The 23,387-nt window shown below is 70.3% G+C and carries 20 protein-coding genes and 1 tRNA gene; 9 read left to right on the top strand and 12 right to left on the bottom strand.

Features of this window, described 5'->3' with window-relative positions:
• Positions 1-45: 45 nt before the first annotated feature.
• Entirely contained in the window at positions 46-894 is an 849-nt protein-coding gene (locus tag ACIBCU_RS32070; RefSeq protein WP_362934769.1) for a MurR/RpiR family transcriptional regulator, read from the bottom strand.
• A gap of 138 nt (positions 895-1,032) precedes the next feature.
• On the opposite strand from ACIBCU_RS32070, the gene ACIBCU_RS32065 reads away from it, so the two are divergent.
• A complete protein-coding gene (locus tag ACIBCU_RS32065) occupies positions 1,033-1,614 on the top strand; it encodes a thioredoxin domain-containing protein (protein WP_362934766.1) in 582 nt (193 codons plus the stop codon).
• Positions 1,615-1,642: 28 nt separating this feature from the next.
• On the opposite strand, the gene ACIBCU_RS32060 is transcribed toward ACIBCU_RS32065, so the two are convergent.
• The gene (locus ACIBCU_RS32060) at positions 1,643-2,446 is read right to left on the bottom strand and encodes a maleylpyruvate isomerase family mycothiol-dependent enzyme (protein ID WP_362934763.1); all 804 of its coding nucleotides are present in this window, start codon (positions 2,444-2,446) and stop codon (positions 1,643-1,645) included.
• A gap of 135 nt (positions 2,447-2,581) precedes the next feature.
• On the opposite strand from ACIBCU_RS32060, the gene ACIBCU_RS32055 reads away from it, so the two are divergent.
• Entirely contained in the window at positions 2,582-3,001 is a 420-nt protein-coding gene (locus ACIBCU_RS32055) for a hypothetical protein (protein ID WP_362934760.1), read from the top strand.
• A gap of 285 nt (positions 3,002-3,286) precedes the next feature.
• Here ACIBCU_RS32055 and ACIBCU_RS32050 read toward each other — a convergent pair whose 3' ends face one another.
• Positions 3,287-4,690 carry a cystathionine beta-synthase gene (locus ACIBCU_RS32050; RefSeq protein ID WP_362934757.1) on the bottom strand — a complete coding sequence of 468 codons (1,404 nt, stop codon included), beginning with the start codon at positions 4,688-4,690 and terminating at the stop codon, positions 3,287-3,289.
• A 155-nt stretch (positions 4,691-4,845) separates the two neighbouring features.
• On the opposite strand from ACIBCU_RS32050, the gene ACIBCU_RS32045 reads away from it, so the two are divergent.
• The 3 genes from ACIBCU_RS32045 to ACIBCU_RS32035 all read left to right on the top strand — a co-directional run bounded on the left by ACIBCU_RS32045 (position 4,846) and on the right by ACIBCU_RS32035 (position 8,375).
• The gene (locus ACIBCU_RS32045; protein ID WP_362934902.1) at positions 4,846-5,889 is read left to right on the top strand and encodes an SGNH/GDSL hydrolase family protein; all 1,044 of its coding nucleotides are present in this window, start codon (positions 4,846-4,848) and stop codon (positions 5,887-5,889) included.
• A 160-nt stretch (positions 5,890-6,049) separates the two neighbouring features.
• Positions 6,050-7,270 (top strand): acetyl-CoA C-acetyltransferase, encoded by a 1,221-nt coding sequence (locus ACIBCU_RS32040; RefSeq protein WP_362934754.1) that lies wholly within the window; start codon positions 6,050-6,052, stop codon positions 7,268-7,270.
• Positions 7,271-7,520: 250 nt separating this feature from the next.
• The gene (locus tag ACIBCU_RS32035; RefSeq protein WP_399235713.1) at positions 7,521-8,375 is read left to right on the top strand and encodes a hypothetical protein; all 855 of its coding nucleotides are present in this window, start codon (positions 7,521-7,523) and stop codon (positions 8,373-8,375) included.
• Here ACIBCU_RS32035 and ACIBCU_RS32030 read toward each other — a convergent pair.
• On the bottom strand, positions 8,372-8,701 hold the full coding sequence (locus ACIBCU_RS32030) for a hypothetical protein (protein WP_362934748.1): 330 nt from the start codon (positions 8,699-8,701) through the stop codon (positions 8,372-8,374). The two genes, ACIBCU_RS32035 and ACIBCU_RS32030, sit on opposite strands and share 4 nt — an antisense overlap.
• A 100-nt stretch (positions 8,702-8,801) precedes the next feature.
• On the opposite strand from ACIBCU_RS32030, the gene ACIBCU_RS32025 reads away from it, so the two are divergent.
• Positions 8,802-9,032 (top strand): DUF4287 domain-containing protein, encoded by a 231-nt coding sequence (locus tag ACIBCU_RS32025; RefSeq protein ID WP_362934745.1) that lies wholly within the window; start codon positions 8,802-8,804, stop codon positions 9,030-9,032.
• Positions 9,033-9,120: 88 nt separating this feature from the next.
• On the opposite strand, the gene ACIBCU_RS32020 is transcribed toward ACIBCU_RS32025, so the two are convergent.
• From ACIBCU_RS32020 to ACIBCU_RS31985, 8 genes are all read right to left on the bottom strand, one after another.
• Positions 9,121-10,008 carry a Bax inhibitor-1/YccA family protein gene (locus tag ACIBCU_RS32020; RefSeq protein ID WP_362942703.1) on the bottom strand — a complete coding sequence of 296 codons (888 nt, stop codon included), beginning with the start codon at positions 10,006-10,008 and terminating at the stop codon, positions 9,121-9,123.
• A gap of 301 nt (positions 10,009-10,309) precedes the next feature.
• A tRNA-Leu gene (locus tag ACIBCU_RS32015) sits at positions 10,310-10,396 on the bottom strand.
• Positions 10,397-10,645: 249 nt separating this feature from the next.
• Positions 10,646-13,054, bottom strand: coding sequence for a glycosyl hydrolase 2 galactose-binding domain-containing protein (locus ACIBCU_RS32010; RefSeq protein WP_399235709.1), 2,409 nt, complete (start codon positions 13,052-13,054; stop codon positions 10,646-10,648).
• The gene (locus tag ACIBCU_RS32005; RefSeq protein WP_399235707.1) at positions 13,051-13,944 is read right to left on the bottom strand and encodes an ATP-binding cassette domain-containing protein; all 894 of its coding nucleotides are present in this window, start codon (positions 13,942-13,944) and stop codon (positions 13,051-13,053) included. Before ACIBCU_RS32005 ends, ACIBCU_RS32010 begins: the two co-directional genes overlap by 4 nt.
• Entirely contained in the window at positions 13,944-14,888 is a 945-nt protein-coding gene (locus ACIBCU_RS32000) for an ABC transporter ATP-binding protein (protein WP_362942712.1), read from the bottom strand. The genes ACIBCU_RS32005 and ACIBCU_RS32000 overlap by 1 nt, the downstream gene beginning before the upstream one ends.
• 4 nt (positions 14,889-14,892) lie before the next feature.
• The gene (locus tag ACIBCU_RS31995) at positions 14,893-15,798 is read right to left on the bottom strand and encodes an ABC transporter permease (RefSeq protein WP_362942715.1); all 906 of its coding nucleotides are present in this window, start codon (positions 15,796-15,798) and stop codon (positions 14,893-14,895) included.
• Entirely contained in the window at positions 15,795-16,790 is a 996-nt protein-coding gene (locus ACIBCU_RS31990; RefSeq protein ID WP_362942718.1) for an ABC transporter permease, read from the bottom strand. Before ACIBCU_RS31990 ends, ACIBCU_RS31995 begins: the two co-directional genes overlap by 4 nt.
• Before the next feature lie 84 nt (positions 16,791-16,874).
• Positions 16,875-18,608 (bottom strand): ABC transporter substrate-binding protein, encoded by a 1,734-nt coding sequence (locus ACIBCU_RS31985; RefSeq protein ID WP_399235703.1) that lies wholly within the window; start codon positions 18,606-18,608, stop codon positions 16,875-16,877.
• Positions 18,609-18,832: 224 nt separating this feature from the next.
• Here ACIBCU_RS31985 and ACIBCU_RS31980 point away from each other — a divergent pair, with 224 nt between their 5' ends.
• The 3 genes from ACIBCU_RS31980 to ACIBCU_RS31970 all read left to right on the top strand — a co-directional run bounded on the left by ACIBCU_RS31980 (position 18,833) and on the right by ACIBCU_RS31970 (position 23,379).
• Entirely contained in the window at positions 18,833-19,852 is a 1,020-nt protein-coding gene (locus ACIBCU_RS31980) for a LacI family DNA-binding transcriptional regulator (RefSeq protein ID WP_399235701.1), read from the top strand.
• A gap of 170 nt (positions 19,853-20,022) precedes the next feature.
• Positions 20,023-20,790, top strand: coding sequence for an ABC transporter ATP-binding protein (locus ACIBCU_RS31975; protein WP_362942726.1), 768 nt, complete (start codon positions 20,023-20,025; stop codon positions 20,788-20,790).
• A 60-nt stretch (positions 20,791-20,850) separates the two neighbouring features.
• Complete coding sequence (locus ACIBCU_RS31970; RefSeq protein WP_399235699.1) at positions 20,851-23,379, top strand: ABC transporter permease; 2,529 nt, start codon at positions 20,851-20,853, stop codon at positions 23,377-23,379.
• Positions 23,380-23,387 lie beyond the last annotated feature (8 nt).

Raw genomic sequence — 23,387 nt, 5'->3', positions numbered from 1 at the left:
CGGAGCCGGCCGCCCGGAGTTCCGACCGCCCGCCCGGGGCTCCGGCTACTCGACGAACAGCCCCCACGCGGCGGCCCGCGCGTCGAACTCCTCCAGCCGGGCCTGCGCCTCGGGCAGCCCGTCGCACATGGCCTCCAGCAGTACCCGCCCCAGCAGCATCGGGGCGCACGCGGTGTCGAAGGCCAGCCCGGTCCCCACGGCCGCCGGAATCAGCAGATCGCTGTGGGCGGCGACCGGTGCGAACGCCGAGTCGGCCACGGTCACGACGGTCAGCCCCCGCTCCCGGGCGTACGCCAGCGCGTCCACGACCTCACGCGGGTGCCGGGGCAGCGCGAAGCACATCAGCGCGCTCGCGCCCGCGCGCGCCGCCGCGTCGATGCGGTCGTGCAGCATGCTGCCGCCCTCGTCGAGCACCCGCACATCCGGGTGCACCTTGGCGGCGAAGTACCCGAACCCCCTGGCCTGCGAGGACGCGGCCCGCAGCCCGAGCACGAGCAGCGGCCCGGACCCGGCGAGCAGCCGCCCCGCCCGCTCCACGGGGGCCGGATCGGCGAGCAGTTCGGACAGCTGCCGCAGGTTCTCGATCTCCGCGCGCACCGCCTGCTGGTACTCGTTGAAGCTCTCCTCCACCCCGCCCCCGTCGGCCGCACCCTCCGGGGCGACCTCCCTGAGGTGCTTGCGCAGCGCGGGGTACCCGTCGAAGCCGAGTGCGACGGCGAAGCGGGTGACGGACGGCTGGCTGACCCCGGCCAGTTCGGCGAGCTCCACGCTCGACAGGAACGGGGCGTCGGCCGCCCGCCGCACCATGGAGTGCGCGATCCGCCGCTGGGTGGGCGTCAGCCGCTGCCCCTCGAAGAGCCGCTGCAACCGCGCAGCCGGGCTGCTCCCGCTCATGCTGTCCCCTCCAGAGTTCCGGCGCACCGGTCCGGCACCGAGGAATCCATTCAGCCAGCAAGCGGTCTGAATGTCCATATACAGCCCCCGCCCGCCGCTCCCATTGCGGGACCGCCCTCCGCTGCCGACCCTGGGATCATGATCCCAGCCAATACGAGAGGGCCGGGCGGCGTCATCGTCCGCTACGGCGATGCCGAGGCCGAGCACGTACTGAGCGTCTACGCCGACCTGCGCTGCCCCTACTGCAAGCGCATGGAGCTCGACCTCGGAGCCGTGATGGAGGGGGCCGCGGACGAGGGCAGATTCGCGGTGGACCACCACTTCGGCACGTTCATCGACGACTCCGCGGGCGGCAGCGGCTCCATGGAGGCCCTGGCCGCGCTGGGAGCCGCCGCGGACGAGGGGCAGAAGCCGTTCATGCACTACCTGCGGGTGCTGTACGCCGATCAGCCCAGCGAGGACGTGGACGCCTTCGCCGACCGGGCCACCCTGCTGCGGCTGGCCGACGAGGTCGAGGCACTGCACACCGACGCCTTCCGCCAGAAGGTCGGTGAGCGCACCTACCTGCCCTGGGCGGCGCAGGTGTCGGCCGCCTTCGGGACGAGCGGCGTCCGGTCCACCCCGACGGTGCTGATCGACCGCACCCCGGTCCCGGTCATCAACTCCATGGGGTACGCGGTCACGCCCGAGGCGTTCCTCGCCGAGGTGACCTCTCGCTGAGCGTCCGGACCACGCGCACCGTCCGGGGTCAGAACACGACGCGGGCCGCCGTCAGCGCTGCCCGCGCACCGGGATCGCCCTCCAGCTCCAGGCGGCCGCGCACCGGCCGCCCGGACACATGCCGGGCGAAGTCGACCGCGTCGGCGTGGAGGGTCGCCGCCGGGGTTCCGATGCCCAGCAGACGGCGTCCGCCCGCGGGCCCGGTGAGGTCGACCTCCACGGCGGGGCCCGTCCAGGCGAGGGCGAGGTCGAGCACCACCTGGTCCACGATCTCCCGGTCGTGTCCGTCGAGGACCGACTCGGCCCCGATGGCGCCGCAGAGGTCCACCCGGTGCATCCAGGTGTCACGGGCCAGGAGGACGTTGCCGAGGTAGTCCATCGAGTCGTCGGGCAGCGCCTTCGCCTCCGGATAGAGCAGGCTCAGCCTGACCCTGCGGCGGAGCGGTGCGGGCATGCGGCGCAGGGCGATGAGGGCCTGGGGCGCGAAGTGGGCGAGGGCGCCGATCAGTTCGCGGCCCGGAACGGCCTTCCTGTCCTCGATCTGGGCCTCGTTGTGCCCGTCCCGCCGGCCGAGGTGCGGATGGGTCCGGGCGGCCCGCCGGATCCGGCGCACGGCTACCCAGGGGCGCGGCACCTCCTCGTACTGGCCGACGGTGTGCGCCAGCATGTCCCGGACGTTCCAGCCGGTACAGGCGGTCGGGCGCCGCCAGTCCTCGTCGGAGAGCTCACGGAACGTGGAGAGCGTCGCCCGGAGCTCGGCCTCGTTGACCAGGCGGGCCCGCGTCCCGGACGTCCGGGGGATGGCCCGGGCGGAGGATGTCGTGGTGGCCATGGGCGCGCCTCCCGTCTCCGGTCCTGCGGCAACAACGCTACGCCGACGGGGCACGGCCCGCCCTGTGTGACGGGCCGCCGAAACAGGGGGGCTAGCCCCACTGACCCGAGCGCCCCGGGTTCGTACCGTACACGTATGGAAGCCCGTGACCCTGAGCTCAGGCGAGAGCTCGACGCCACCCTGCAGGCCCGCGGCGAGCTGGGGCCCGAGTACGAGTCCGCACTCATCGACTCGTTCCTGGAGAAGGTCGAGCAGCGGCTCGCCGGCACGTACGACCAGCGGACGAGAAGGCAGCTCGCCGAGCAGCAGATGGCGGCCGCCCGGGGTACCACGCAGCCCGCCAGGCCGGTCGGCACCTTCGGGGAACGGTTCGGCTTCGGGGTCGTCTCGCTGGTGCTGGCCATCCCCCTGTCCGCGATCGGCGTCGCGAACGCCGGGAAAGAGGGGCTCGTCGTGGCGTGGCTGGGGATCTTCGGCGTGAACGCCGTGCACGCCGCCCGCGCGTGGCCGTGGGGCACGGGGAAGCGGCGGACCTCGTCCGACTGGGACGGCTGAGGGAAAGACGAGGGAAAAGATAATCGCGGGGACCGCCGCACCCCCGGTCGCCCGGGGGGCGGGACGACGGCGGTCCCCGCGAGGGACGCGGTCCCGGGTCAGGGCCGGGTGCCGCGTCCTGGCGACGGTGGAGGTCCGGGAGCCGCTCCGTAGTCCGTGTCGCCGTATGTGGTGCCGGCGGGTTTCCCTGCCGACACCCATTACTGTGCCGGAGCCGTGTTAAGCCGGTGCTGCGTCAACGTGTCGCGCTCGTACCGTTTTCGCGAACCCGGGAAACCCGGGGCGCTACGGCTTGGGCGCCGCGTCCTTCGCCAGGAACGCCAGCAGGTCCTGCCTGCTCACGACGCCCGTCGGCTTGCCCTCGACGAGGACGATCGCCGCGTCGGCGCCGTCCGCACCGCTGAGCACGGCCATGAGGTCCTCGACGGGCTCCCCCGAGCCGACCTGCGGCAGCGGGGCCGACATGTGCTTCTCCAGGGAGTCGGACAGCGTGGCCCGCTGGGTGAACAGCGCGTCCAGGAGCTCACGCTCCACGACGGAGCCGATGACCTCGGCGGCCATCACGTCCGGGTGTCCCGCACCCGGTTTCACGATCGGCATCTGGGAGACGCCGTACTCCCGGAGGACGTCGATGGCCTCGCCGACCGTCTCCTCGGGGTGCATGTGGACGAGGGAGGGGAGCGGCCCCTCCTTGAAGTCGAGCACCGCGCCGACCCGGGCGGACGGCCCGGCGTCCTCCAGGAAGCCGTAGTCGGCCATCCACTCGTCGTTGAAGATCTTGCTCATGTAGCCGCGGCCGCTGTCCGGCAGCAGGACGACGACCACGTCCTCCGGGCCGAGGCGCTTCGCGACCTCCAGGGCCGCGACGACCGCCATGCCGCAGGAGCCGCCGACGAGCAGGCCCTCCTCCTTGGCGAGACGGCGGGTCATCTGGAAGGAGTCCTTGTCCGAGACCGCGACGATCTCGTCCGTGACCGTACGGTCGTAGGCGCTCGGCCAGAAGTCCTCACCGACGCCCTCCACGAGGTAGGGGCGCCCCGAGCCGCCGGAGTAGACGGAGCCCTCCGGGTCGGCGCCGACGATCCGCACGCGGTTCTCGCTGATCTCCTTGAGGTAGCGGCCCGTACCGGTGATCGTGCCGCCGGTGCCGACGCCCGCGACGAAGTGGGTGATCCGTCCCTCCGTCTGCTCCCAGAGCTCCGGGCCCGTGGTCTCGTAGTGCGAGCGCGGGTTGTTGGGGTTGGAGTACTGGTCGGGCTTCCAGGCCCCCGGCGTCTCCCTGACCAGGCGGTCGGAGACGTTGTAGTACGAGTCCGGGTGCTCGGGGTCCACGGCCGTCGGGCAGACGACGACCTCCGCCCCGTAGGCCCGCAGCACGTTGATCTTGTCCGTGGACACCTTGTCCGGGCAGACGAAGATGCACTTGTAGCCCTTCTGCTGGGCGACGATGGCCAGGCCCACGCCCGTGTTGCCGCTGGTCGGCTCCACGATCGTGCCACCGGGCTTCAGCTCACCGCTCTGCTCGGCGGCCTCGATCATGCGCAGCGCGATGCGGTCCTTCACCGATCCGCCGGGATTGAAGTACTCGACCTTGGCCAGGACCGTCGCCTGAATGCCTGCCGACACATTGCGCAGCCTGACCAGCGGGGTGTTGCCGACAAGACTGATCATCGAATCGTGGAATTGCACCGTGTACTCCGGGATCTCCGTAATGGTCAGGCAAGAGTATGCGTACGGGCAGGAGATTGGACGGAGCGATTGAGCTACGCCCTCCACGGGGCAGGTAGTGCTGTGTACAGCTGTACGGCACGGAGGAGGTGGACCGGACTGTGTCGAGAGCGAGGGTGGCGCGGCGGATCGCGGCGGGTGCGGCCTATGGGGGCGGCAGCGTAGGGCTGATCGGTGCGGCGACGGTGGGGCTGGTGCTGGCCGAGGTACAGCTGGCGAAGCGGCAGGTCGGCGGGGGTAAGGCCCCGGTCCCGCCGAGTGCGGACGGGCGGTACGGGGTGGCGTTCGCCGGCCCCTCCGATCCGTTGCGCTTCGTCCTGCTGGGCGACTCGACGGCGGCCGGCCAGGGCGTGCGGAGAGCAGGCCAGACCCCGGGGGCGCTGCTGGCGTCCGGACTGGCGGCGGTGGCCGAACGACCGGTGGATCTCCGGAACGTGGCCCTGCCGGGAGCCCGGTCGGACGATCTGGAGCGCCAGGTGTCCCTGGTGCTGGCCGATCCGTCAGGGGTGCCGGACGTCTGCGCGATCATGATCGGCGCGAACGACGTGACCCACCGAATGCCCGCGACACAGTCGGTGCGCTGTCTGAGCACGGCCGTACGGAGGCTGCGCACGGCAGGTGCGGAGGTCGTCGTGGGCACCTGCCCGGACCTGGGCACGATCGAGCCGGTCTACCAGCCCCTGCGGTGGCTGGCCCGGCGGGTGAGCCGGCAGCTGGCGGCGGCCCAGACGATCGGCGCGGTGGAACAGGGCGGGCGGACCGTCTCGCTGGGCGACCTGCTCGGTCCGGAGTTCGAGGCGAACCCCCGGGAGCTCTTCGGTCCCGACAACTACCACCCCTCGGCCGAGGGGTACGCGACCGCTTCGATGGCGATGCTGCCGACCCTGTGCGCGGCTCTCGGCCTGTGGCCGGAGTCCGACCACCTGGACGGTTCCCGCCGCGAGGGCATGCTGCCGGTCGCCAAGGCGGCCTCCCGTGCCGCGCGCGAGGCGGGCACCGAGGTGACGGCGGCGCGCGCGCCCTGGGCCCTGCTCAAGCACCGCAGGCGCCGGCGCCTGCCCGCCCATACGGAACCGGTGCCGCACGACGGCACGGGGCCGGACACGGACGGCGGGCCGATGCCGGGGCGCGGGTCGGGGGCGACGTGGCGGCGGGCCTGAGCGCGACGCCCCGCCGCCACGGGAACATTCCGGGAAACTGAGCGGTTGCTTAGAAAAGAGGTCCGCATCACATCGCCTGTTGGGTGACCTCAGCTATACGTCCGGGTAACTTCCAAGGCAGTCCAGCCTTCCTGCCTTCCAGCCCTCATGGAGCCGCGTGATGCCCGAAGCCGTGATCGTCTCTGCTGCCCGTTCGCCCATCGGCCGGGCCTTCAAGGGGTCCCTCAAGGACCTGCGCGCGGACGACCTGACCGCGACCATCATCCAGACGGCGCTGGCCAAGGTCCCCGAGCTGGACCCGAAGGACATCGACGACCTGATGCTCGGCTGCGGCCTTCCCGGCGGCGAGCAGGGCAACAACCTGGGCCGCATCATCGCCGTACAGATGGGGATGGACCACCTCCCCGGCTGTACGGTCACCCGCTACTGCTCGTCCTCGCTCCAGACCAGCCGCATGGCGCTGCACGCCATCAAGGCCGGCGAGGGCGACGTCTTCATCTCCGCCGGTGTCGAGACGGTGTCCCGCTTCACCAAGGGGAACTCCGACAGCCTGCCGGACACGCACAACCCGCTCTTCGCCGACGCCGAGGCGCGCACCGCCGCCCGCGCCGAGCAGGAGGGGACGAGCTGGACCGACCCGCGCGAGGAGGGCCTCGTCCCGGACGCGTACATCGCGATGGGGCAGACCGCCGAGAACCTGGCCCGGATCAAGGGCGTCACCCGCCAGGACATGGACGAGTTCGGCGTGCGGTCGCAGAACCTCGCCGAGGAAGCCGTCAAGAACGGCTTCTGGGAGCGCGAGATCACCCCCGTGACCACGCCGGACGGCACGGTCGTCTCGAAGGACGACGGCCCCCGCGCCGGCGTCACCCTGGAGGGCGTGCAGGGCCTGAAGCCGGTGTTCCGCCCCGACGGGCTCGTCACCGCCGCCAACTGCTGCCCGCTCAACGACGGCGCCGCCGCACTGGTGATCATGTCCGACACCAAGGCGCGCGAGCTGGGTCTGACCCCGCTGGCCCGCATCGTCTCGACGGGCGTCTCCGGCCTGTCCCCCGAGATCATGGGCTACGGACCCGTCGAGGCCAGCAAGCAGGCCCTCAAGCGCGCCGGGCTGACCATCGACGACATCGACCTGGCCGAGATCAACGAGGCGTTCGCCGCCCAGGTCATCCCCTCCTACCGTGACCTCGGCCTGCCGCTGGACAAGGTCAACGTCAACGGTGGCGCGATCGCCGTGGGCCACCCCTTCGGCATGACCGGCGCCCGCATCACGGGCACGCTGATCAACAGCCTGCAGTTCCACGACAAGCAGTTCGGACTGGAGACGATGTGCGTCGGCGGCGGCCAGGGCATGGCCATGGTCATCGAGCGGCTGAGCTGACCTCGGCCGACTGCGAGTGACCGCAGCCCAGGGGCCGCGTTGAATCGAGCCGAGCTCCGATCGTGACCGAATCTCCCCCAGGATGTGATCTGCGTCCCGGGGGAGAGTCGTTTCTGCAGGTCACGCCAGCCACAGAGCTAAACACCAGGCCCAAAGACCTGTCCAATTCGTGACGTAATGCACTGACAGCAGGCATCGGTACAGGACAAGCTGATGTAGGAAGTCGGGGGTGTCGATTGAAACCGGGAGTATGTCAGTGAGCGCCATGCCGTTTGCCCTGTTGCTGACCACCGCCGCTGCCACGGCCGTCGGCGCCGCCGCTCTGCACGCTGCTCACGGGCTGCGTAAGCAGGTCACAGCCCTGCGCACGGAGCTGGCGGAGGGGCGCAGCCCGCACGCGTCCGTGCCCGAGCAGCAGAACCGGAGCACCGGCACACCCGCCGAGGAGATACGCGCGGCGGTCGCCGAGGCGCTCGCGGAGGAGCGGGAGCGCGAGCTCGCCGAGGCCCGCGCCTTCTGGGCGGCCCAGGAAGCACGCGACGCCGCCGACGCCCCGTCCCTGCTGGGCGGGCTCGGCGAGGACCTCCCGTTCTTCATGCCCCGCCAGACCGACTTCGCGGGCCTGGAGGCCATGGACCTCGAAGCCGGCGACGCACTGGACGAGCTCGCCGGGCTGGCGGAGCTCACCGACATGCCCGAGGTCACCGAGTACGCGGAATACCCCGAGGACTCCCCCGAGCTGGCCGCGGCCCGTCGCCGCCACCCGTCGCACCCGGACTTCGTCCCCGTGCAGACACCTGTTGTCACCGACCATGAGCGTACCGTGAACAGGCTGGAACTGCTCGCCGATACCGGTACGGAGCTCACCGACGTGCGACCGGGCCCCCTCGGGACGCTCGATGTGTACGTCTTCGCCGACGGCACCACGCTCTGTATGACCCCGGGCCACCGGGAGACCGCCGAGCGGCTCGCCGACTCGCTGCGCTCCGGTGAGCAGCCGGTTCTGCTGGGCGGTTCGGGAGTCTCCGGCGCCTACGCGCTGACGTTCTCGTGCGGCGAGGAGAACGTCTACATCCTCGCCGACCGCGTCATCGCCTCGTTCTAGCGCGGCCCGGCGGCGAACGCCCGCGCCGCCGCCTCCTCGACACACCGCACGGCCTCGTCCAGCTCCTGGGACGAGGCCGTTTCCAGTGCCACGGCCAGATCCCGCCCGGCGACCGCGAGCTGGTCGCCGACCGCGAATATCCCGGCGTCCGGCATGGTCCTCGGCTTCCGGTCCGGGGCTTCGGCGCGCTGGGCCCGGGCGGACAGTTCCCTCGCCGTCGCCAGGGCCTCGGCGGCCGCACCGCGCTGCAGCCGGCTCTGCGGGCTACTCCGCAGCCGGTCGGCGAAACGGTCCACAGCGGTGATCAGAGGCGTCGTATCAAGCACGCCGTGACCCTACGCGCCCCCGCAGGATGGTTGCCAACACGCCGATGCTCGGGCACGGTGTCGGGAAGGACCAGCAACGCGCACTGCGTCGGAGGCGCCGATGTCGCATGTCTTCTCCGAAGAAACCCATCGCAACCTGCTCTCCCGGATTCCCCATTGCACCGGTCGTGACATCCCCGACTGGCTCCGCACGGTCGACGAAGGCCCCTCCCTCTTCCGCTTCGAGGAGAAGGTCAGCTGGCTGCGGAGCGAACACGACCTCACCTACGGCCACGCCAAGGCGATCATCCATGAGTACGACCTGAGGCGGGCCGCGCGGAAGCTCCTCTGAGCCACGCACACTCCCCCCGCGACAACAGAACGGGACGGCCCGCAGGCGATGAGCCTGCGGGCCGTCCCGTCGTCGTCGCGCCTACGGGTCAGTCGTTCCCGTTGAGGATGGAGAGCAGACGCAGCATCTCCAGGTAGATCCACACCAGGGTCAGGGTGAGGCCGAAGGCCGCCAGCCAGGACTCCTCGCGCGGTGCGCCGTAGTTGATGCCGTCCTCGACCTGCTTGAAGTCCAGGGCCAGGAAGCACGCGCCGAGGATGACGCCGATGACTCCGAAGAGGATGCCCAGGCCACCGCTGCGGAAGCCGAGGCCGTCACCGCCGCCGAACACGCTGAACAGCAGGTTGACCATCATCAGGAGCACGAAGCCCACGGCCGCGGCCATCACGAAGCCGTAGAAACGGCGGGTGACGCGGATCCAGCGCATCTTGTACGCGATGAGGACACCGGCGAAGACACACATGGTGCCCATCACCGCCTGCATCACCGTGCCGGGGCTGATGTAGGTGCTGACCGTGCTGGAGATCACTCCGAGGAAGACACCCTCGAAGGCCGCGTAGGCGAGGATCAGCGCCGGCGCGGGCTTGCGCTTGAAGGACTGGACGATCGCGAGGACGAACGCGATCAGGGCGGCGCCGATGGCGATGCCGTAGGACTTGCCGAGATTGGCCTCGTCGACCGGCAGCAGGGCCCAGGAGAGCGCGGCGGTGAGCACCACGGTGCCCAGCGTCATGGCCGTACGCGTGACGACGTCGTCGATCGTCATCGCGCCGGAGCGCGCGGGCGCCTGCGGTGCGCCGTACTGGGTGTCCTGCTGGGCGTAGGGGTTCGTGGCGTACGGGTTGGCGGCGGTGCCCTGCGCGTACGGGTTGGCACCCGCTGCGGCGGCCCCGGCCTGCGGCGCCGCGTTGAAGCCCGCGTAGCCGTTGTCGCGGCTGAACCCCCGTCGCGAGAAGACCGGGTTGCTGCTCCTCATTTCACTCCTCCATGGCCACCTCGCGCGGCCTTGCGTCAAGAGTAATGGGTAGGCAAAAGAATCACGCTAGTACCGGAGGAGGATCTTCTTGGAAGCCGACGGCCCCGGCCCCTCCCGCGCGGTACCGAAAACCCTCGTACCCGCCGGGCGCATCCGCAAAATGCGTGCGGAAACCAGCCGCCCGGGCCGCCGCGCACGCACAGTGATCACCCATACGGGGAACGTGACCATCGGCGAGACGGACCTGAGGGGTTGACAGCTGAAGTACCGTGCGGCCGCCCGGGCTCCACCGACCGTGCGGTGGTGCCCGGAGCCGGACTCGAACCGGCACGCCCCCGAGGAGGCAGCGAGGTTTAAGCTCGCCGTGTCTGCATTCCACCACCCGGGCGTGGGCGCGCGGCTCCGCTTTGGCACAAGACCCTATCCGGGGGCATCCCTCGAACAGCGGAACATCCACTCGATGTTGTCTTATTTTATTGACCGTGTGAGGGACCGTCAGACACTTCGCACCGCATCAGCACACGCCCGGCCCGGCCGGGGGGTACGAACCCCGGCAAACGGGAATGACGGAAAGTCGCCGCACCCGCACGGCCCAACACGCCATGGGCCGCGCCACCGTTCGCCAGGGCCCGCCACCTCAGCCGCCGACGGTGTCGTTGACGCACCGGAGAACCGGGCGTGAGCCCAGCGCCTCCGGGTCCTTCAGCACCGCGCCCGTGACATGGAACACGGCGCTCTCCCCGGGCAGCAGAGTGACGAGCATGTCGTCCACCTCCGCCGCCGGATCCAGCCGGTCGGGGAAGAGTGCGACATCACGCAGCAGTGTCCGAGCCGTCACCGTGACCCGGTAACCGATGCCCGATTCATCGCCCTGGGTGACCGCGGCGTGATACCGCGCCGGCGGCAGCGCGAGAAGGGTGTCCTCCTCGTAGAACTCCACCACCCGCCGCTCGCCCAGCTCCGCCACCAGCACCTCGCGCGTGCTGTCGCCCGGCTCGGCGACCGAGGACGGCAGGGGCACGCGGGTGACGCCACGGGCCGCCGTGCCCACCACGACCGTCTCCTCGGCCAGGACCGCGCCCTCCAGGGAACGCCGGGTCAGCCGCAGCGTGCCCTCCCACGGGTGGGCTGAGTCGTTGACCAGGTGCAGGGCTCCGTCCCGTACGGCCATCAGCCGGTCCGCGTACACCGCGCGCAGGGCGTACCAGAGCGGCTTGCGACGGCCGTCCCCGTCGACGGCCGCCCAGGACACGACCGGCCAGCAGTCGTTGAGCTGCCACACGACCGCACCCATGCAGTACGGGCTGTGCGAGCGGAAGTGGCGGATCCCGAAGGCGACCGCGCGGGCCTGGTTGAGCTGGGTGAGCCAGTGCCAGTCGTCGAAGCCGGACGGCTGCGGGAGGTGGTCCCCCAGGCCCCTCAGCAGCTTGGCGTCGCCGTCCTCCGCCTTCTGGTGGTGGGCGAGCAGCGGGGCGGCCGGCCCGAGCGGGCCGCTGACGGCGCGGCGCAGCGTGGCGTACGCGGGCGGGCCCTGGAAGCCGAACTCGGCGACGAAACGGTGGGCGGTGTCGGCGTAGTGCCGGTAGTCGACCCGGTTCCACACCTCCCAGAGGTGGACCGTCCCCAGGGCGGGATCGTTCGGCGGCAGCTCCGGGGACCCGGAGTAGGGCGACCCCGGCCAGTACGGACGCGAGGGATCGGTCTCGGCACAGAGGGCCGGCAGCAGCTCGTGGTAGTAGCCGTGGCCCCAGGTGCGGCCCTCCAGCTTCTCCTGCCACCCCCAGTCCGCGTGGCCCTCCAGGTTCTCGTTGTTGCCGCACCACAGCACCAGCGAGGGGTGAGGGGCGAGCCGGACGAGGTTCTCGCGTACCTCCGCGGCCACCTCGTCGTACAGCGGCTGCTCCTCCGGGTAGGCCGCGCAGGCGAACGGGAAGTCCTGCCAGACCAGCAGCCCCTTCTCGTCGCACAGCTCGTAGAAGTCGTCGCTCTCGTAGAGGCCGCCGCCCCAGACGCGGATCAGGTTGACGCCCGCGGCGACCGCCTGGTCGAGGCGGTCCGAGACCCGCTGCCGGGTGATCCGGGCGGGGAAGCAGTCGTCCGGGATCCAGTTCACCCCGCGTACGAAGACGGGCTCGTCGTTGACGGAGACACGGAACGCCTCGCGCTCCAGGGTGACGCCCCGGAAGCCCGTCCTGCCGCTCCACGCGTCGTCACCGAGGCGGACGGTGACGTCGTACAGGGGCTGCTCGCCGTGGCTGTGCGGCCACCAGCGCGCCGCCCCGGGGACGGGGAGGGCGACGGTGGCGCGGTCCTGCCCTGCGGGGACGTCGAGCACGGCCCGTTCACCGGCCACCTCGACCGTCGCCTCCAGGGGGCCGTCCCCGGCACCCCGGTCGACATCGAGGGTGACCGCCAGGCGCGGCACCCCGTCCTCGTCGAGGTCGGCGAGGACCTTCACCTCGGCGATACGCGGGCCGGTCCAGGACTCCAGAGCGACCGGCCGCCAGATGCCCGAGGTGACGAGGGCCGGACCCCAGTCCCAGCCGAAGTTGCAGGCCATCTTGCGGATGAAGGCATACGGCTCCGCATACGCGCCGGGCCGGTCGCCGAGCTTGTCGCGCAGTTCCTCGGCGTAGGCGTACGGGGCGGTGAAGCGTACGGCGAGGGTGTTGGCCCCCTCACGCAGCAGCGGCCGGACCGTGAAGCGGTAGCCGCGGTGCTGATTGGCGGTGGAGCCGATCTCCGTGCCGTTGAGCAGGACGGTGGCGACGGTGTCGAGGCCGTCGAAGCACAGGTCGGTGAAATCGTGCTCGTCGGCGGACCACTCGAAGGCGGTGCGGTACGTCCAGTCGGTGCGGCCGATCCAGCCGAGCCGGCTCTCGTTGTCGTCCAGGTAGGGGTCGTCGATCAGCCCGGCGGCCAGCAGGTCGGTGTGCACGCAGCCGGGGACGGCCGCCGGGACGCCGCCCGTGGGGAGCCCCACCGGTACGGCGCTGTCGGCACGGAGCGTCCAGCCGTCGTGCAGGGGGAGGTGACGAGAGGTCACGCGGAGGTCCTTCCGCAGTCGGGGAGTCCGGCGCAGGCGACGAAGTGGTCCGGCTCGGTCTCGTACAGATCGGTGTCCCGCGCGCCTCCCTCGTGGAAGGCGCAGGCCTCCACGGGTTGGGCCGACGTCCAGGGCTGGTTCAGCCGGGGCACCGCGGCCAGGAGTGTGCGGGTGTAGGGGTGGAGGGGGTTGCCGAAGACCTTCTGTGTGTCGCCGCGTTCGACGACGCGGCCGTTCCTCAGCACCACCGTCTTCTCGGCGAGATAGGTGCCCAGCGAGAGGTCGTGGGTGATGTAGAGGACGCCCAGACCGCGTTCCTTGAGTCCGGCGAGGAGGTTGAGAACGTCGATGCGGGTGGAGGCGTCGAGCATGCTGGTGATCTCGTCGGCGACCAGGAAGCGCAGGTCGAGCAGGAGCGCGCGGGCGATGAGCAGGCGCTGCAGCTGGCCGCCGCTGAGCTGGTGCGGGTAGCGGCCGAGCACCTGCCCGGGGTCCAGGCGTACGTCCCGTACCGCCTTCTCCACGCGGTCGGCCCACTCCTTGTCGGAGACGCCCGGGTGGTAGGCGCGGCGGACGAGGGCGAAGACACGGTCGGCCTTGAAGACGGGGTTGTAGCAGCTGAAGGGGTCCTGGAAGACGCCCTGGACCCGGCGGTAGAAGTCCTTGCCCGGCCTGACCTGTTCGCCGTCCAGGGTGAGGCTGCCCGCACTGACCCGGGTGAGCCCCAGGACCATGCGGCCGATGGTGGACTTCCCGCTGCCGCTCTCGCCGATGAGCGAGACCAGTTCTCCGGGTGCCGCCTCGAAGGACACCCGGTCGACGGCGGTGACGGATCCGCCGCCGAAGGCGCCGGCCCGGAAGGTCTTGGTGACACGGTCGAGGGTCAGCATCAGGCCGCCTTCCAGCATGCGACGGTGTGGCGGGGGGCGACCTCGACGACCGGCGGCTCCTCGGCGCACCCGCTGTCGGCGAGCGGGCAGCGGTCGCGGAAGCGGCAGCCGGCCGGCGGGTTCAGCAGGGAGGGCGGGGATCCCTCGATGCCGCTGAGCGGCTTGTCCTTGTACCGGGCGCCCACCTGGGGCAGCGAACCGATCAGCATCTTCGTGTACGGGTGGCGGGGAGCGGTCGTCAGCACCTTCGTGGGCGCCTTCTCGGCGAGCTTGCCCGCGTACATCACCATGATCGAGTCGGCGATGTGCGAGGTGAGCCCGAGGTCGTGGGTCACGAAGATCATGCTGGTGACCAGGCCCTTGTCGCGCAGACCCGTGAGGGCTCCCACGACCGCCTGCTGGTTGGAGACGTCCAGGGCCGAGGTGACCTCGTCGGCGATGAGGACGGACGGGTCGAGCAGCGTGGAGATCACCATGACGGCGCGCTGCTTCATGCCGCCGGACAGCTCGATCGGATAGCGGTCCAGGACGTCGGTCTCCAGGCCGACCAGGGCGAGCCTGCGGTGCAGTTCGCCGGTGTCCACGGTGACGCCGCGCGAGGCGAGGAGCTCGCGGATCATGCGGCCGATGCGGCGGGTCGGGTTGAGCGCGCTCATCGAGTACTGCGGGACGAGCGAGATCTTGTGGAAGCGGTAGGCGTTCATCGCACGGTCGTCGGACAGCGGCAGTTCGTCGCCGTCCAGCGTCACGGTGCCGCCCACGTGCCGCATGCGGCCGTCGAGCCGGATGAGGGACTTGCCCAGGGTGGTCTTGCCGCAGCCGGACTCGCCCGCCAGGCCCAGGATCTCGCCGTCCGCCAGGTCGAAGCCGACGCCGTCCAGGGCCCGGACCTCGCCACGCAGCGTGCGGTAGTGGACCCGCAGATCGTTGACGGTCAGGGTCATGAGCTCAGGACTCCCTCAGCTTCGGGTTGAAGACCTCGTCGAGGCCCACGTTGGCGACATAAAGCGCACCGACGATCGCGGTGATCCCTGCGCCCGGCGGAACGAACCACCACCACATGCCGAGTTGGAGCGCGCTCCACTGCTGGGCGCTCTGCAGCATCAGGCCGAGCGAGACGCCCTCGGTGGGGCCGAGCCCGATGAAGTCCAGTGAGGAGGCGATGAGGATGGACCCGCCGAAGAGCAGGATGAACATCATGAAGAGGTACGAGCTCATGTTGGGCGCGATCTCGCGGAACACGATCCGCCAGGTGCCGCTCCCGCTGAGCCGGGCCAGGTCGACGAACTCCCGGGTGCGCAGCGAGAACGTCTGCGCCCTGATCGCGCGTGCCGCCCAGGGCCACGAGGTCAGGCCGATGAACAGGCCCTGCACGGCGACGCTGCGCACCCCCATGTAGGCGTTGATGATCAGCAGGACGGCGAGGGCGGGGATCACCAGCACGACGTTGGTGAGCATGTTGAGGATCTCGTCGACGACCCCGCCCCGGTAGCCGGCGAGGAAACCGACGACCATGGCGATGACGGCGGCGATGGCCCCGCCGACCACGCCCACCAGGAAGGTGGCGCGCAGCCCGTGCACGAACTGGGCGTACACGTCCTGGCCGAAGGTGGTGGTGCCCATCCAGTAGGTGCCGTCCGGCGCGGACGCCTGCGGGCCCACGTACTCGTTGGGGTTGCCGTTGTCGAGCAGCATCGGTCCCACGACGCCGATCGCGAGCAGGATGAAGACGAGGGTCACGCCGATGATCAGCTTGGGGTTGCGCACCGCGTAGTGCAGCGACTCGCGGCCGGGCTTGGCCACGGGGGTCTCGGCGGAGGGGGCCTCGGGCGCCGGGTCGGGCAGTGTGCTCATGACGTGCCTCCTGCCATGCCCGTGCGGGTGCGGGGGTCGACGATGACGTACACGATGTCGATGAGGAAGTTGGCGATCAGCACGCCGATGACGATGAACAGGAACGCGCCCTGGAGCAGGAAGAAGTCCTGGTTCTGGATCGCCGCCAGGATCAGTGAGCCGAGCCCCGGATAGGCGAAGACGATCTCGGTGACGAGCGCTCCGGCGACCAGCACACCGAGCTGGAGCGCCAGACCGGTGACCTGGGGCAGCACGGCGTTGCGGAACGCGTAGCGGCGGATGAGCCGCTGAGGGGCGCCGAGGGCGGAGAGATAGGAGGAGTAGTCGGACTCCAGTTCGTAAATGATCATGTTGCGCATGCCGATGGCCCAGCCGCCGAGTGCGACGAGGAAGAGCGAGAGGAACGGCAGCACCCAGTGGTGCAGCGCGTCCAGCACGAAGTCGCCGTTCCAGCCGGGCTGGATGTCCAGGCTGTAACCCCCGGATATGGGGAACCAGCCGGCCTTCGCACCCAGCGCCCAGGCGAGGATGACGGCGATCCACATGTACGGCATGGCCGTGAGCAGATAGCCGGCCGGCAACACGGTGTTGTCGAGGACCTTGCGGCGGGCGGACAGCGCGCCGATCCAGTTGCCCACGAACCAGCTGAGCAGGACGGCCGGGATCATCAGGCCGAGCGTGTACGGGAGCGCGTCGAGCAGGACATCGCCGACGGGCGTGGGGAAGACGAAGATGGAGATGCCGAAGTCGCCCTGGAGCAGCGCCCCCCAGAAGTGGAGGTACTGCTGCCACAGCGGTTCGTCGAAGCCGAACAGGTTGTTGTAGTAGGTGCGCATCGCCTCGGCGGCCTCCGGCTGCGAGACGCGGGCGCGGGCGACCATGGCGGAGACCGGGTCACCGGGCATGAAGCGCGGGATCATCCAGTTGACGGTGACGGCGACGATGAACGTCAGTCCGTAGATGAGAAGTTTGCGGGCGAAATAGCGGCGCAAGGGTGCTCCCCTGGTGGAGAGCCCCGCCGTGCGCGCACGGTCAGGTGCACGCGCACGGCGAGGCGGTCATGGAGTCGGTCCCTCTTACTTGGCGGGCTTCAGCTGCGTGAGCGTCTCGAAGCCGCCCATCTCCAGCCAGTTGCGCCACAGGGCCGGCGCGGTCCTGGGAGCTCCCTCGGCGTCCGACGGCCAGTTCTTCCAGGTGCCGGTGGTGGACTGCGACCAGAGGCCGTTGTACCAGAGCGGGATGATGGGCATCTCGGTCAGCTGGATGTCCTGGATCTTCGAGACGGCGGCCTTCATGCCCGCCGTGTCGTCGGTCTTGACCCCGCCGAGCTCCTGCACCAGCTTCCAGGCCTCCTCGTTCTCGTAGCGTCCGAAGTTCACCGTGTTCTGCTGCTTCTGGACCGGCAGCTGGAAGATGTAGTCGTAGTACGTCCACGGGGTGTTGGACAGCTGACGCTCGTTGTTGATGACGAGGTCGAAGTCCCCCTTGCCGCGCTGCTCGTTGAGGGCGTTCTGGTCGGGGAACTCGGTGCTGATCCTGATGCCCGCGTCCTTGGCCCCTGAGGCGATGACCTTGGCCGCCTCCATCCAGTCGGTCCAGCCCGAGGGCACGGCCAGCTTCAGGCTGAGGGCGGAACCGTCCTTGTTCTCGACGAAGCCGTCGCCGTCCTTGTCCTTGTAGCCGGCGTCCGCGAGCTCCCTCTTCGCCGCGGCGGCGTCGTGCGTGAAGCCCTTCTCCGCGATGAGGGCCTTGTCGTCGAACTGCTCCCACTGCGGCAGCAGGCCGGTCGGGGAGGCCGGCTTGACCAGGTCGCCGTACACACCCTTGACGATCTTCCCGGTGTCGACGGACGCGGCGAGCGCCCGCCGGAACGCGGCGTCGTCCATGGGCTTCCTGGTGGTGTTGGGCACCAGCCAGGCGGTGTTGGCCGAGAGCATGTACGGGGCCTTGTCGTAGTACGACACGACCTTCTTGCTCTTGATCAGCGAGGACGCGCCGGGCAGGAAGTTGTTGCTGAGGTCCAGCTGGCCCTGACCCAGCTGGCCGATCACCACTTCGTTGCTCGGGTTGGAGACGTCGACGATGTAGCGGGGCGCGGGCGTCATGCTCAGCGCCTTGGTGCCCCACCAGTCCTCGCGCCGCTCCCAGACGACCCGGTCCTGGGTCTTGCTCTTCAGCTTGTACGCCCCGGTGCCGACCGGCTTGTCGTTGACGCCGTTGAGGATGTCCTCGTCGGTGCGCGAGCTCCAGACGTGCTCGGGGACGATCGGCTGGCCGTAGAGGGTGTAGTCCCACTCCTGGTAGCGGGCCTCCTTGAAGGTGAAGCGGACCGTGGAGTCGTCCACCGCCTTCGCGTCGGACAGCCAGCTCCACAGCGAGTGGAAGGAGGAGGCCTCGATCTTGCCCAGGCCGTAGGAGTACGCCACGTCCTCGGCGGTGAGCGGCTTGCCGTCGGCCCAGGTGACACCCTGGCGCAGTTTCACCTCGTACGTCTTGTCGTCGGTCCAGCTGCCGGACTCCGCGAGCCAGGGCGTCAGCTCGCCCTCGTTCGGGTCGAAGTGGAACAGGGTCTCGTAGACCAGGCCCTTGGTGCCGGTCGCGTGGTCCCAGTTGCGCAGCGGGTTGTAGTTGGCCGGAGGCCCCCACTGGGTGCCGGTCGTGTAGAGCGTCTCGTTGCGCGGCAGCGAGCCGCCCTTGCCGGCCGCCCCGCCGGTGCCGCCCGTCCCCGAACCGCCTCCCGTGCACGCGGTCGCGGCGAGTGTGAACACGGCGAGCGCGGTGGTGACCCGCAGCCGGGTACGCGTACCCATAGCCCCTCCTTCTCCCCCGCCGTCCCTGCTTAGCGGAGTCACTGAACCGGGTAAGTGCCGTGAAGGTATGGGCGCCCCGGACCGGTGTCAAGAGTGCGGGAGCGCTCCCATATGAGTAATTCGCGCGGCCTGCTGGAGAGGTCTGGACCGCGAGAGGGAAGGCGGAGGTCAGGGACGTGTGGCTAAGATGCGCCTCTGAGAGGGAACCGGTTAAGCGAGGTCGCATGTCGAAGCACCGCCCCACGATCGCCGACATCGCGCGCCGCGCCGGGGTGTCGAAGGTCGCGGTGTCGTACGCCCTGAACGACCGCCCCGGGGTCTCCCCCGCGACCCGCGCGTCCATCAAGGCCATCGCCCAGGAGATCGGCTGGCGCCCCAACAGCGCGGCCCGCGCGCTCACCCGTGCCCGCGCCGACACCGTGGGGCTCGCGCTGTCCCGGCCCGCCAGGATGCTCGGGGTCGAGCCGTTCTTCATGGAGCTGATCAGCGGCATCGAGACGGAGCTGTCCACGCGTGGCCGCGCGCTGCTCCTCCAGGTCGTCGCCGACCCGGCGCAGGAGCTGGAGGTGTACCGCCGCTGGTGGGGCGAGGGCCGGGTGGACGGGGTGTTCCTCGCCGATGTGCGCTCCCCCGACCCACGCATCGAGGGCGTCGCCGAGCTGGGCATGCCCGCCGTCGTGATCGGCCATCCGTCGGCGGCGGGCTCCCTCACCCCCGTGTGGTCGGACGAGTCGGCGGCTCTGCGGGAGACCCTGGCCTATCTGACCGCGCTCGGCCACCGCTCCGTCGCCCGGGTCGCCGGGCTGCCCGAGCTGATCCACACCCAGCTGCGCGACCGTGCCCAGCGCGAGATCAGCGCCGAACTCGGACTGGACGATCCGGTGGTGGTGCACACCGACTACTCCGGCGACGAGAGCGCACGCGCCACCCGCAGGCTGATCAGCTCGGCCGCGCGGCCGACCGCCGTCATCTACGACAACGACATCATGGCCGTCGCCGGGCTGTCGGTCGCACAGGAGATGGGGCTGGACGTCCCCGCCGACCTCTCGCTCGTCGCCTGGGACGACTCCCAGCTCTCCCGCGTCGTGCGCCCCCCGCTGACCGCGCTGAGCAGGGACATCCCCGCGTACGGAACCCACGCGGCCCGCACCCTGCTGGCGATGGTGGCCGACGGCTCCGCCCCCGGTTTCGAGGACGCGGCGGCCCGCCTGGTGCCCCGCGGCTCCACCGCCCCGCCCCGCTGAGCGGCCTGCGGACTCGGGGTCGCTCTCCTACCTCAGGACTACGCCGCCGCCCGGCGGGTGCGACTCAAGAGGGCCCCGGGAACGGGCACGAGGGCTGACGACCAGGCACGGAACGGCGGCGACGATGGAGGGGTCCCCGCGAGCCTCTCGTCCGAACCAGGAGTACCCCTGTGACCACCACCACCGTTCACCGCACCACCGCGGTCGCCGCCCGCGCGACGGAGCTGTCGAAGGTCTACGGCGCGGGTGAGACCCAGGTGGTCGCCCTCGACCGGGTGACCGTGGACTTCCCGCAGGGGGAATTCACCGCGATCATGGGCCCGTCGGGGTCGGGGAAGTCCACGCTCATGCACTGCGTGGCCGGTCTCGACAGCTTCAGCAGCGGCTCCGTGCGCATCGGCGAGACCGAGCTCGGGACACTGAAGGACAAGCAGCTCACGCAGCTGCGCCGGGACAAGATCGGCTTCATCTTCCAGGCCTTCAACCTGCTGCCCACGCTGACCGCCCTGGAGAACATCACCCTGCCGATGGACATCGCCGGCCGTAAGCCCGATGCCGCCTGGCTCCAGAAGGTCATCGACATGGTGGGCCTCTCCGAGCGGCTGAAGCACCGCCCCACGGAGCTCTCCGGTGGCCAGCAGCAGCGCGTCGCGGTCGCCCGCGCCCTGGCCTCGCAGCCGGAGATCATCTTCGGTGACGAGCCGACCGGAAACCTCGACTCCCGCTCCGGCGCGGAGGTCCTCGGCTTCCTGCGCAACTCCGTGCGCGAGCTGGGCCAGACCGTGGTGATGGTGACCCACGACCCGGTGGCCGCCTCCTACGCGGACCGCGTGGTCTTCCTCGCGGACGGCGCGGTCGTCGACCAGATGATGAACCCCACCGCCGACGGGGTCCTCGACCGGATGAAGGCGTTCGACGCGAAGGGCCGCACCAGCTGACGTCCCAGAGGCTGTCGCACCACCCTTCCGCACTCCGAACTCCCCCCAGGAATTGACGACATGTTCCGTACCGCCGTGCGCAATGTCCTTGCGCACAAGGCCAGGCTGCTGATGACCGTGCTCGCCGTGATGCTCGGCGTCGCGTTCGTCTCCGGCACCCTGGTCTTCACCGACACCCTCGGCAACGCCTTCCGCAACCAGTCCGCCAAGAACTACGACAAGGTGGCCGTCGCCGTCACCACCTGGGCCGAGCGCGGCGACGAGGAAACCCCTGGCGTCGAAGAGGCCACGCTCAAGAAGATCCAGGAGCTCGACGGCGTGGCCGAGGCCACCGGACGGGTCTCCGGGTTCGCCGGCGTCGCCGACACCGACGGCAAGCTCATCGGCAACGGCTGGTCCAACACCGGCTCCAACTACTCCCCCGGTACCGGCGGCAAGGACGCCCAGTACACGTTCACCGAGGGCACGGGCCCGGTCGAGGCCGGGCAGATCGCCCTCGACAGGACCTCCGCGGACAAGGGCGACTACCACGTCGGCGAGAAGGTGCGGGTCGCCACGAACGGGCCGGTGAAGGAGTACACCCTCTCCGGGATCTTCACCACCGAGGACGGCGCCGTGAACGCGGGCGGCAGCCTGGTCCTCTTCGACACCGAGATCGCCCAGCAGCTCTACCTGCGGCCCGGCGAGTTCAAGGACGTCACCGTGACCGCCGCGGCCGGCGCGTCCGACCAGAAGCTGCTGGCCGCCGTGAAGCCCCTCCTCCCGAAGGGCGCCGAGGCCAAGACGGGTGCGGCCCTCGCGGACGAGGAGGCCGAGATGACCGAGTCCGGCCTCAAGAGCCTCAACTCGATGCTGCTGGCCTTCGCGGCCATCGCGCTCTTCGTCGGTGTGTTCCTGATCGCCAACACGTTCACCATGCTCATCGCCCAGCGCACCAAGGAACTCGCCCTGATGCGCGCCGTCGGCGCCTCCCGCCGGCAGGTCAAGCGGGCCATCCTGCTCGAAGCCGGTGTCGTCGGCCTGATCGCCTCGGTGATCGGCTTCGTCCTCGGCGTCGGCCTCGCGACGGGACTGCGCTCCGCGATGGGCATGTTCGGCGGGAAGATCCCGGCCGGTCCGCTGGTCGTCTCCCCCACCGCGGTCGGCTCCGCCTTCGCCGTCGGTGTGCTGATCACCGTGTTCGCCGCCTGGCTGCCCGCCCGTCGCGCCGCCAAGATCCCGCCGGTGGCGGCGATGAGCAGCGTGCACGCGGTGGCCACCACCAAGTCGCTGGTCGTGCGCAACTCGTTCGGCGCGGTCATCACCCTCATCGGGTCCGCCCTGATCGTCGCCGGTGCCGCACAGGGTGACGAGACCGGCCGGTGGCTCCTCGGCGGCGGGGCCTTCCTCGCCCTCATCGGTGTCATCGTGCTCATCCCGCTGCTCTCGCGGCCGGTGATCGCCCTGGCGCGTCCGCTCCTGCGGGGCGTGTTCGGGGTCTCCGGCAAGCTGGCCGCGCAGAACGCGGTCCGTAATCCGCGGCGTACCGGAGCCACCGCCTCCGCCCTGGCGATCGGGCTCACCCTGGTCACCGGTATCTCCGTCCTCGGCGTCACGCTCGGCCAGGCGATCGACAAGATGACGACGGACAACATCCGGGCCGACTACATGGTCTCCATGGCCAGCGGGGGCCCGCTCGACGAGTCGGCTGTCACCGCCCTGCGCAAGGCCGACGGCGTCGCGGCGGCATCCCCGCAGCGGTCCCTCTGGCCCTCCGTCGGTGACGAGGTCGTCTCGGCCTCCGGAGTCACCCCGGGCGATGTCGAGAAGGTCTTCAACCTGAAGACGGTCTCCGGTTCGCTGTCGTCGCTGAAGGACGGCGAGATCGCCGTCGACCGCAAGACCGCGAAGTCGCACGGCTGGAAGACCGGCGACAGCCTCCCCGTGACGTTCCAGGACGACAAGAAGGAGACCCTGAAGGTCGGCGCTCTCTACGAGGGCAACGAGTTCCTCTCCCCGGTCCTGATCCCCGAGGACGTCGCCGACCCGCACGAGTCCCTCTCCGACATCCGCGAGGTCTGGCTGACCATGGACGGCGGCCAGAGCGACGCCAACGAGAAGGCCGTGATCGAGGCGCTCGGCGACAACCCGGCGATGAGCGTCGTGGACCGCCAGGGCATCCGGGACATGTTCGGCGGGTTCATCAACACCGCGCTGAACATCATGTACGCGCTGCTGGCCATGGCCCTGATCATCGCCGTACTCGGAGTCGTCAACACGCTGGCCATGTCGGTCTTCGAGCGCCAGCAGGAGATCGGCATGCTGCGGGCGATCGGTCTCGACCGGCGCAAGGTCAAGCGCATGATCCGGCTGGAGGCCGTCGTCATCTCGCTCTTCGGAGCGGTGGTCGGGGTGGGCCTCGGTACGTTCCTCGGCTGGGCGATCGGCAAGAGCCTGTCCGCCTCGATCCCGGGCTACGCCCTGGTCATCCCGTGGGACCGGCTCGCGCTCTTCCTGGTGCTGGCAGGGCTCGTGGGTGTGCTGGCCTCGCTGTGGCCGGCCCGGAGCGGCGCGAAGCTGAACATGCTGACCGCGATCAAGACGGAGTAGGCGTACGC

Origin of the sequence: Streptomyces sp. NPDC051064 (assembly GCF_044455985.1) — a bacterium.
GTDB lineage: Bacteria > Actinomycetota > Actinomycetes > Streptomycetales > Streptomycetaceae > Streptomyces.
This window is presented reverse-complemented; position numbering and strand designations above follow the sequence as displayed.

Coding starts and splice junctions, on each gene's coding strand:
- ACIBCU_RS32020 (WP_362942703.1), bottom strand. CDS start 10,008: ATGAGGAGCAGCAACCCGGTCTTCTCGCGACGGGGGTTCAGCCGCGAC.
- ACIBCU_RS31985 (WP_399235703.1), bottom strand. CDS start 18,608: ATGGGTACGCGTACCCGGCTGCGGGTCACCACCGCGCTCGCCGTGTTC.
- ACIBCU_RS31995 (WP_362942715.1), bottom strand. CDS start 15,798: ATGAGCACACTGCCCGACCCGGCGCCCGAGGCCCCCTCCGCCGAGACC.
- ACIBCU_RS31970 (WP_399235699.1), top strand. CDS start 20,851: ATGTTCCGTACCGCCGTGCGCAATGTCCTTGCGCACAAGGCCAGGCTG.
- ACIBCU_RS32055 (WP_362934760.1), top strand. CDS start 2,582: ATGGAAGCCCGTGACCCTGAGCTCAGGCGAGAGCTCGACGCCACCCTG.
- ACIBCU_RS32000 (WP_362942712.1), bottom strand. CDS start 14,888: ATGACCCTGACCGTCAACGATCTGCGGGTCCACTACCGCACGCTGCGT.
- ACIBCU_RS32005 (WP_399235707.1), bottom strand. CDS start 13,944: ATGCTGACCCTCGACCGTGTCACCAAGACCTTCCGGGCCGGCGCCTTC.
- ACIBCU_RS32065 (WP_362934766.1), top strand. CDS start 1,033: ATGATCCCAGCCAATACGAGAGGGCCGGGCGGCGTCATCGTCCGCTAC.
- ACIBCU_RS32070 (WP_362934769.1), bottom strand. CDS start 894: ATGAGCGGGAGCAGCCCGGCTGCGCGGTTGCAGCGGCTCTTCGAGGGG.
- ACIBCU_RS32040 (WP_362934754.1), top strand. CDS start 6,050: ATGCCCGAAGCCGTGATCGTCTCTGCTGCCCGTTCGCCCATCGGCCGG.
- ACIBCU_RS32025 (WP_362934745.1), top strand. CDS start 8,802: ATGTCGCATGTCTTCTCCGAAGAAACCCATCGCAACCTGCTCTCCCGG.
- ACIBCU_RS32035 (WP_399235713.1), top strand. CDS start 7,521: ATGTCAGTGAGCGCCATGCCGTTTGCCCTGTTGCTGACCACCGCCGCT.
- ACIBCU_RS31980 (WP_399235701.1), top strand. CDS start 18,833: ATGTCGAAGCACCGCCCCACGATCGCCGACATCGCGCGCCGCGCCGGG.
- ACIBCU_RS32060 (WP_362934763.1), bottom strand. CDS start 2,446: ATGGCCACCACGACATCCTCCGCCCGGGCCATCCCCCGGACGTCCGGG.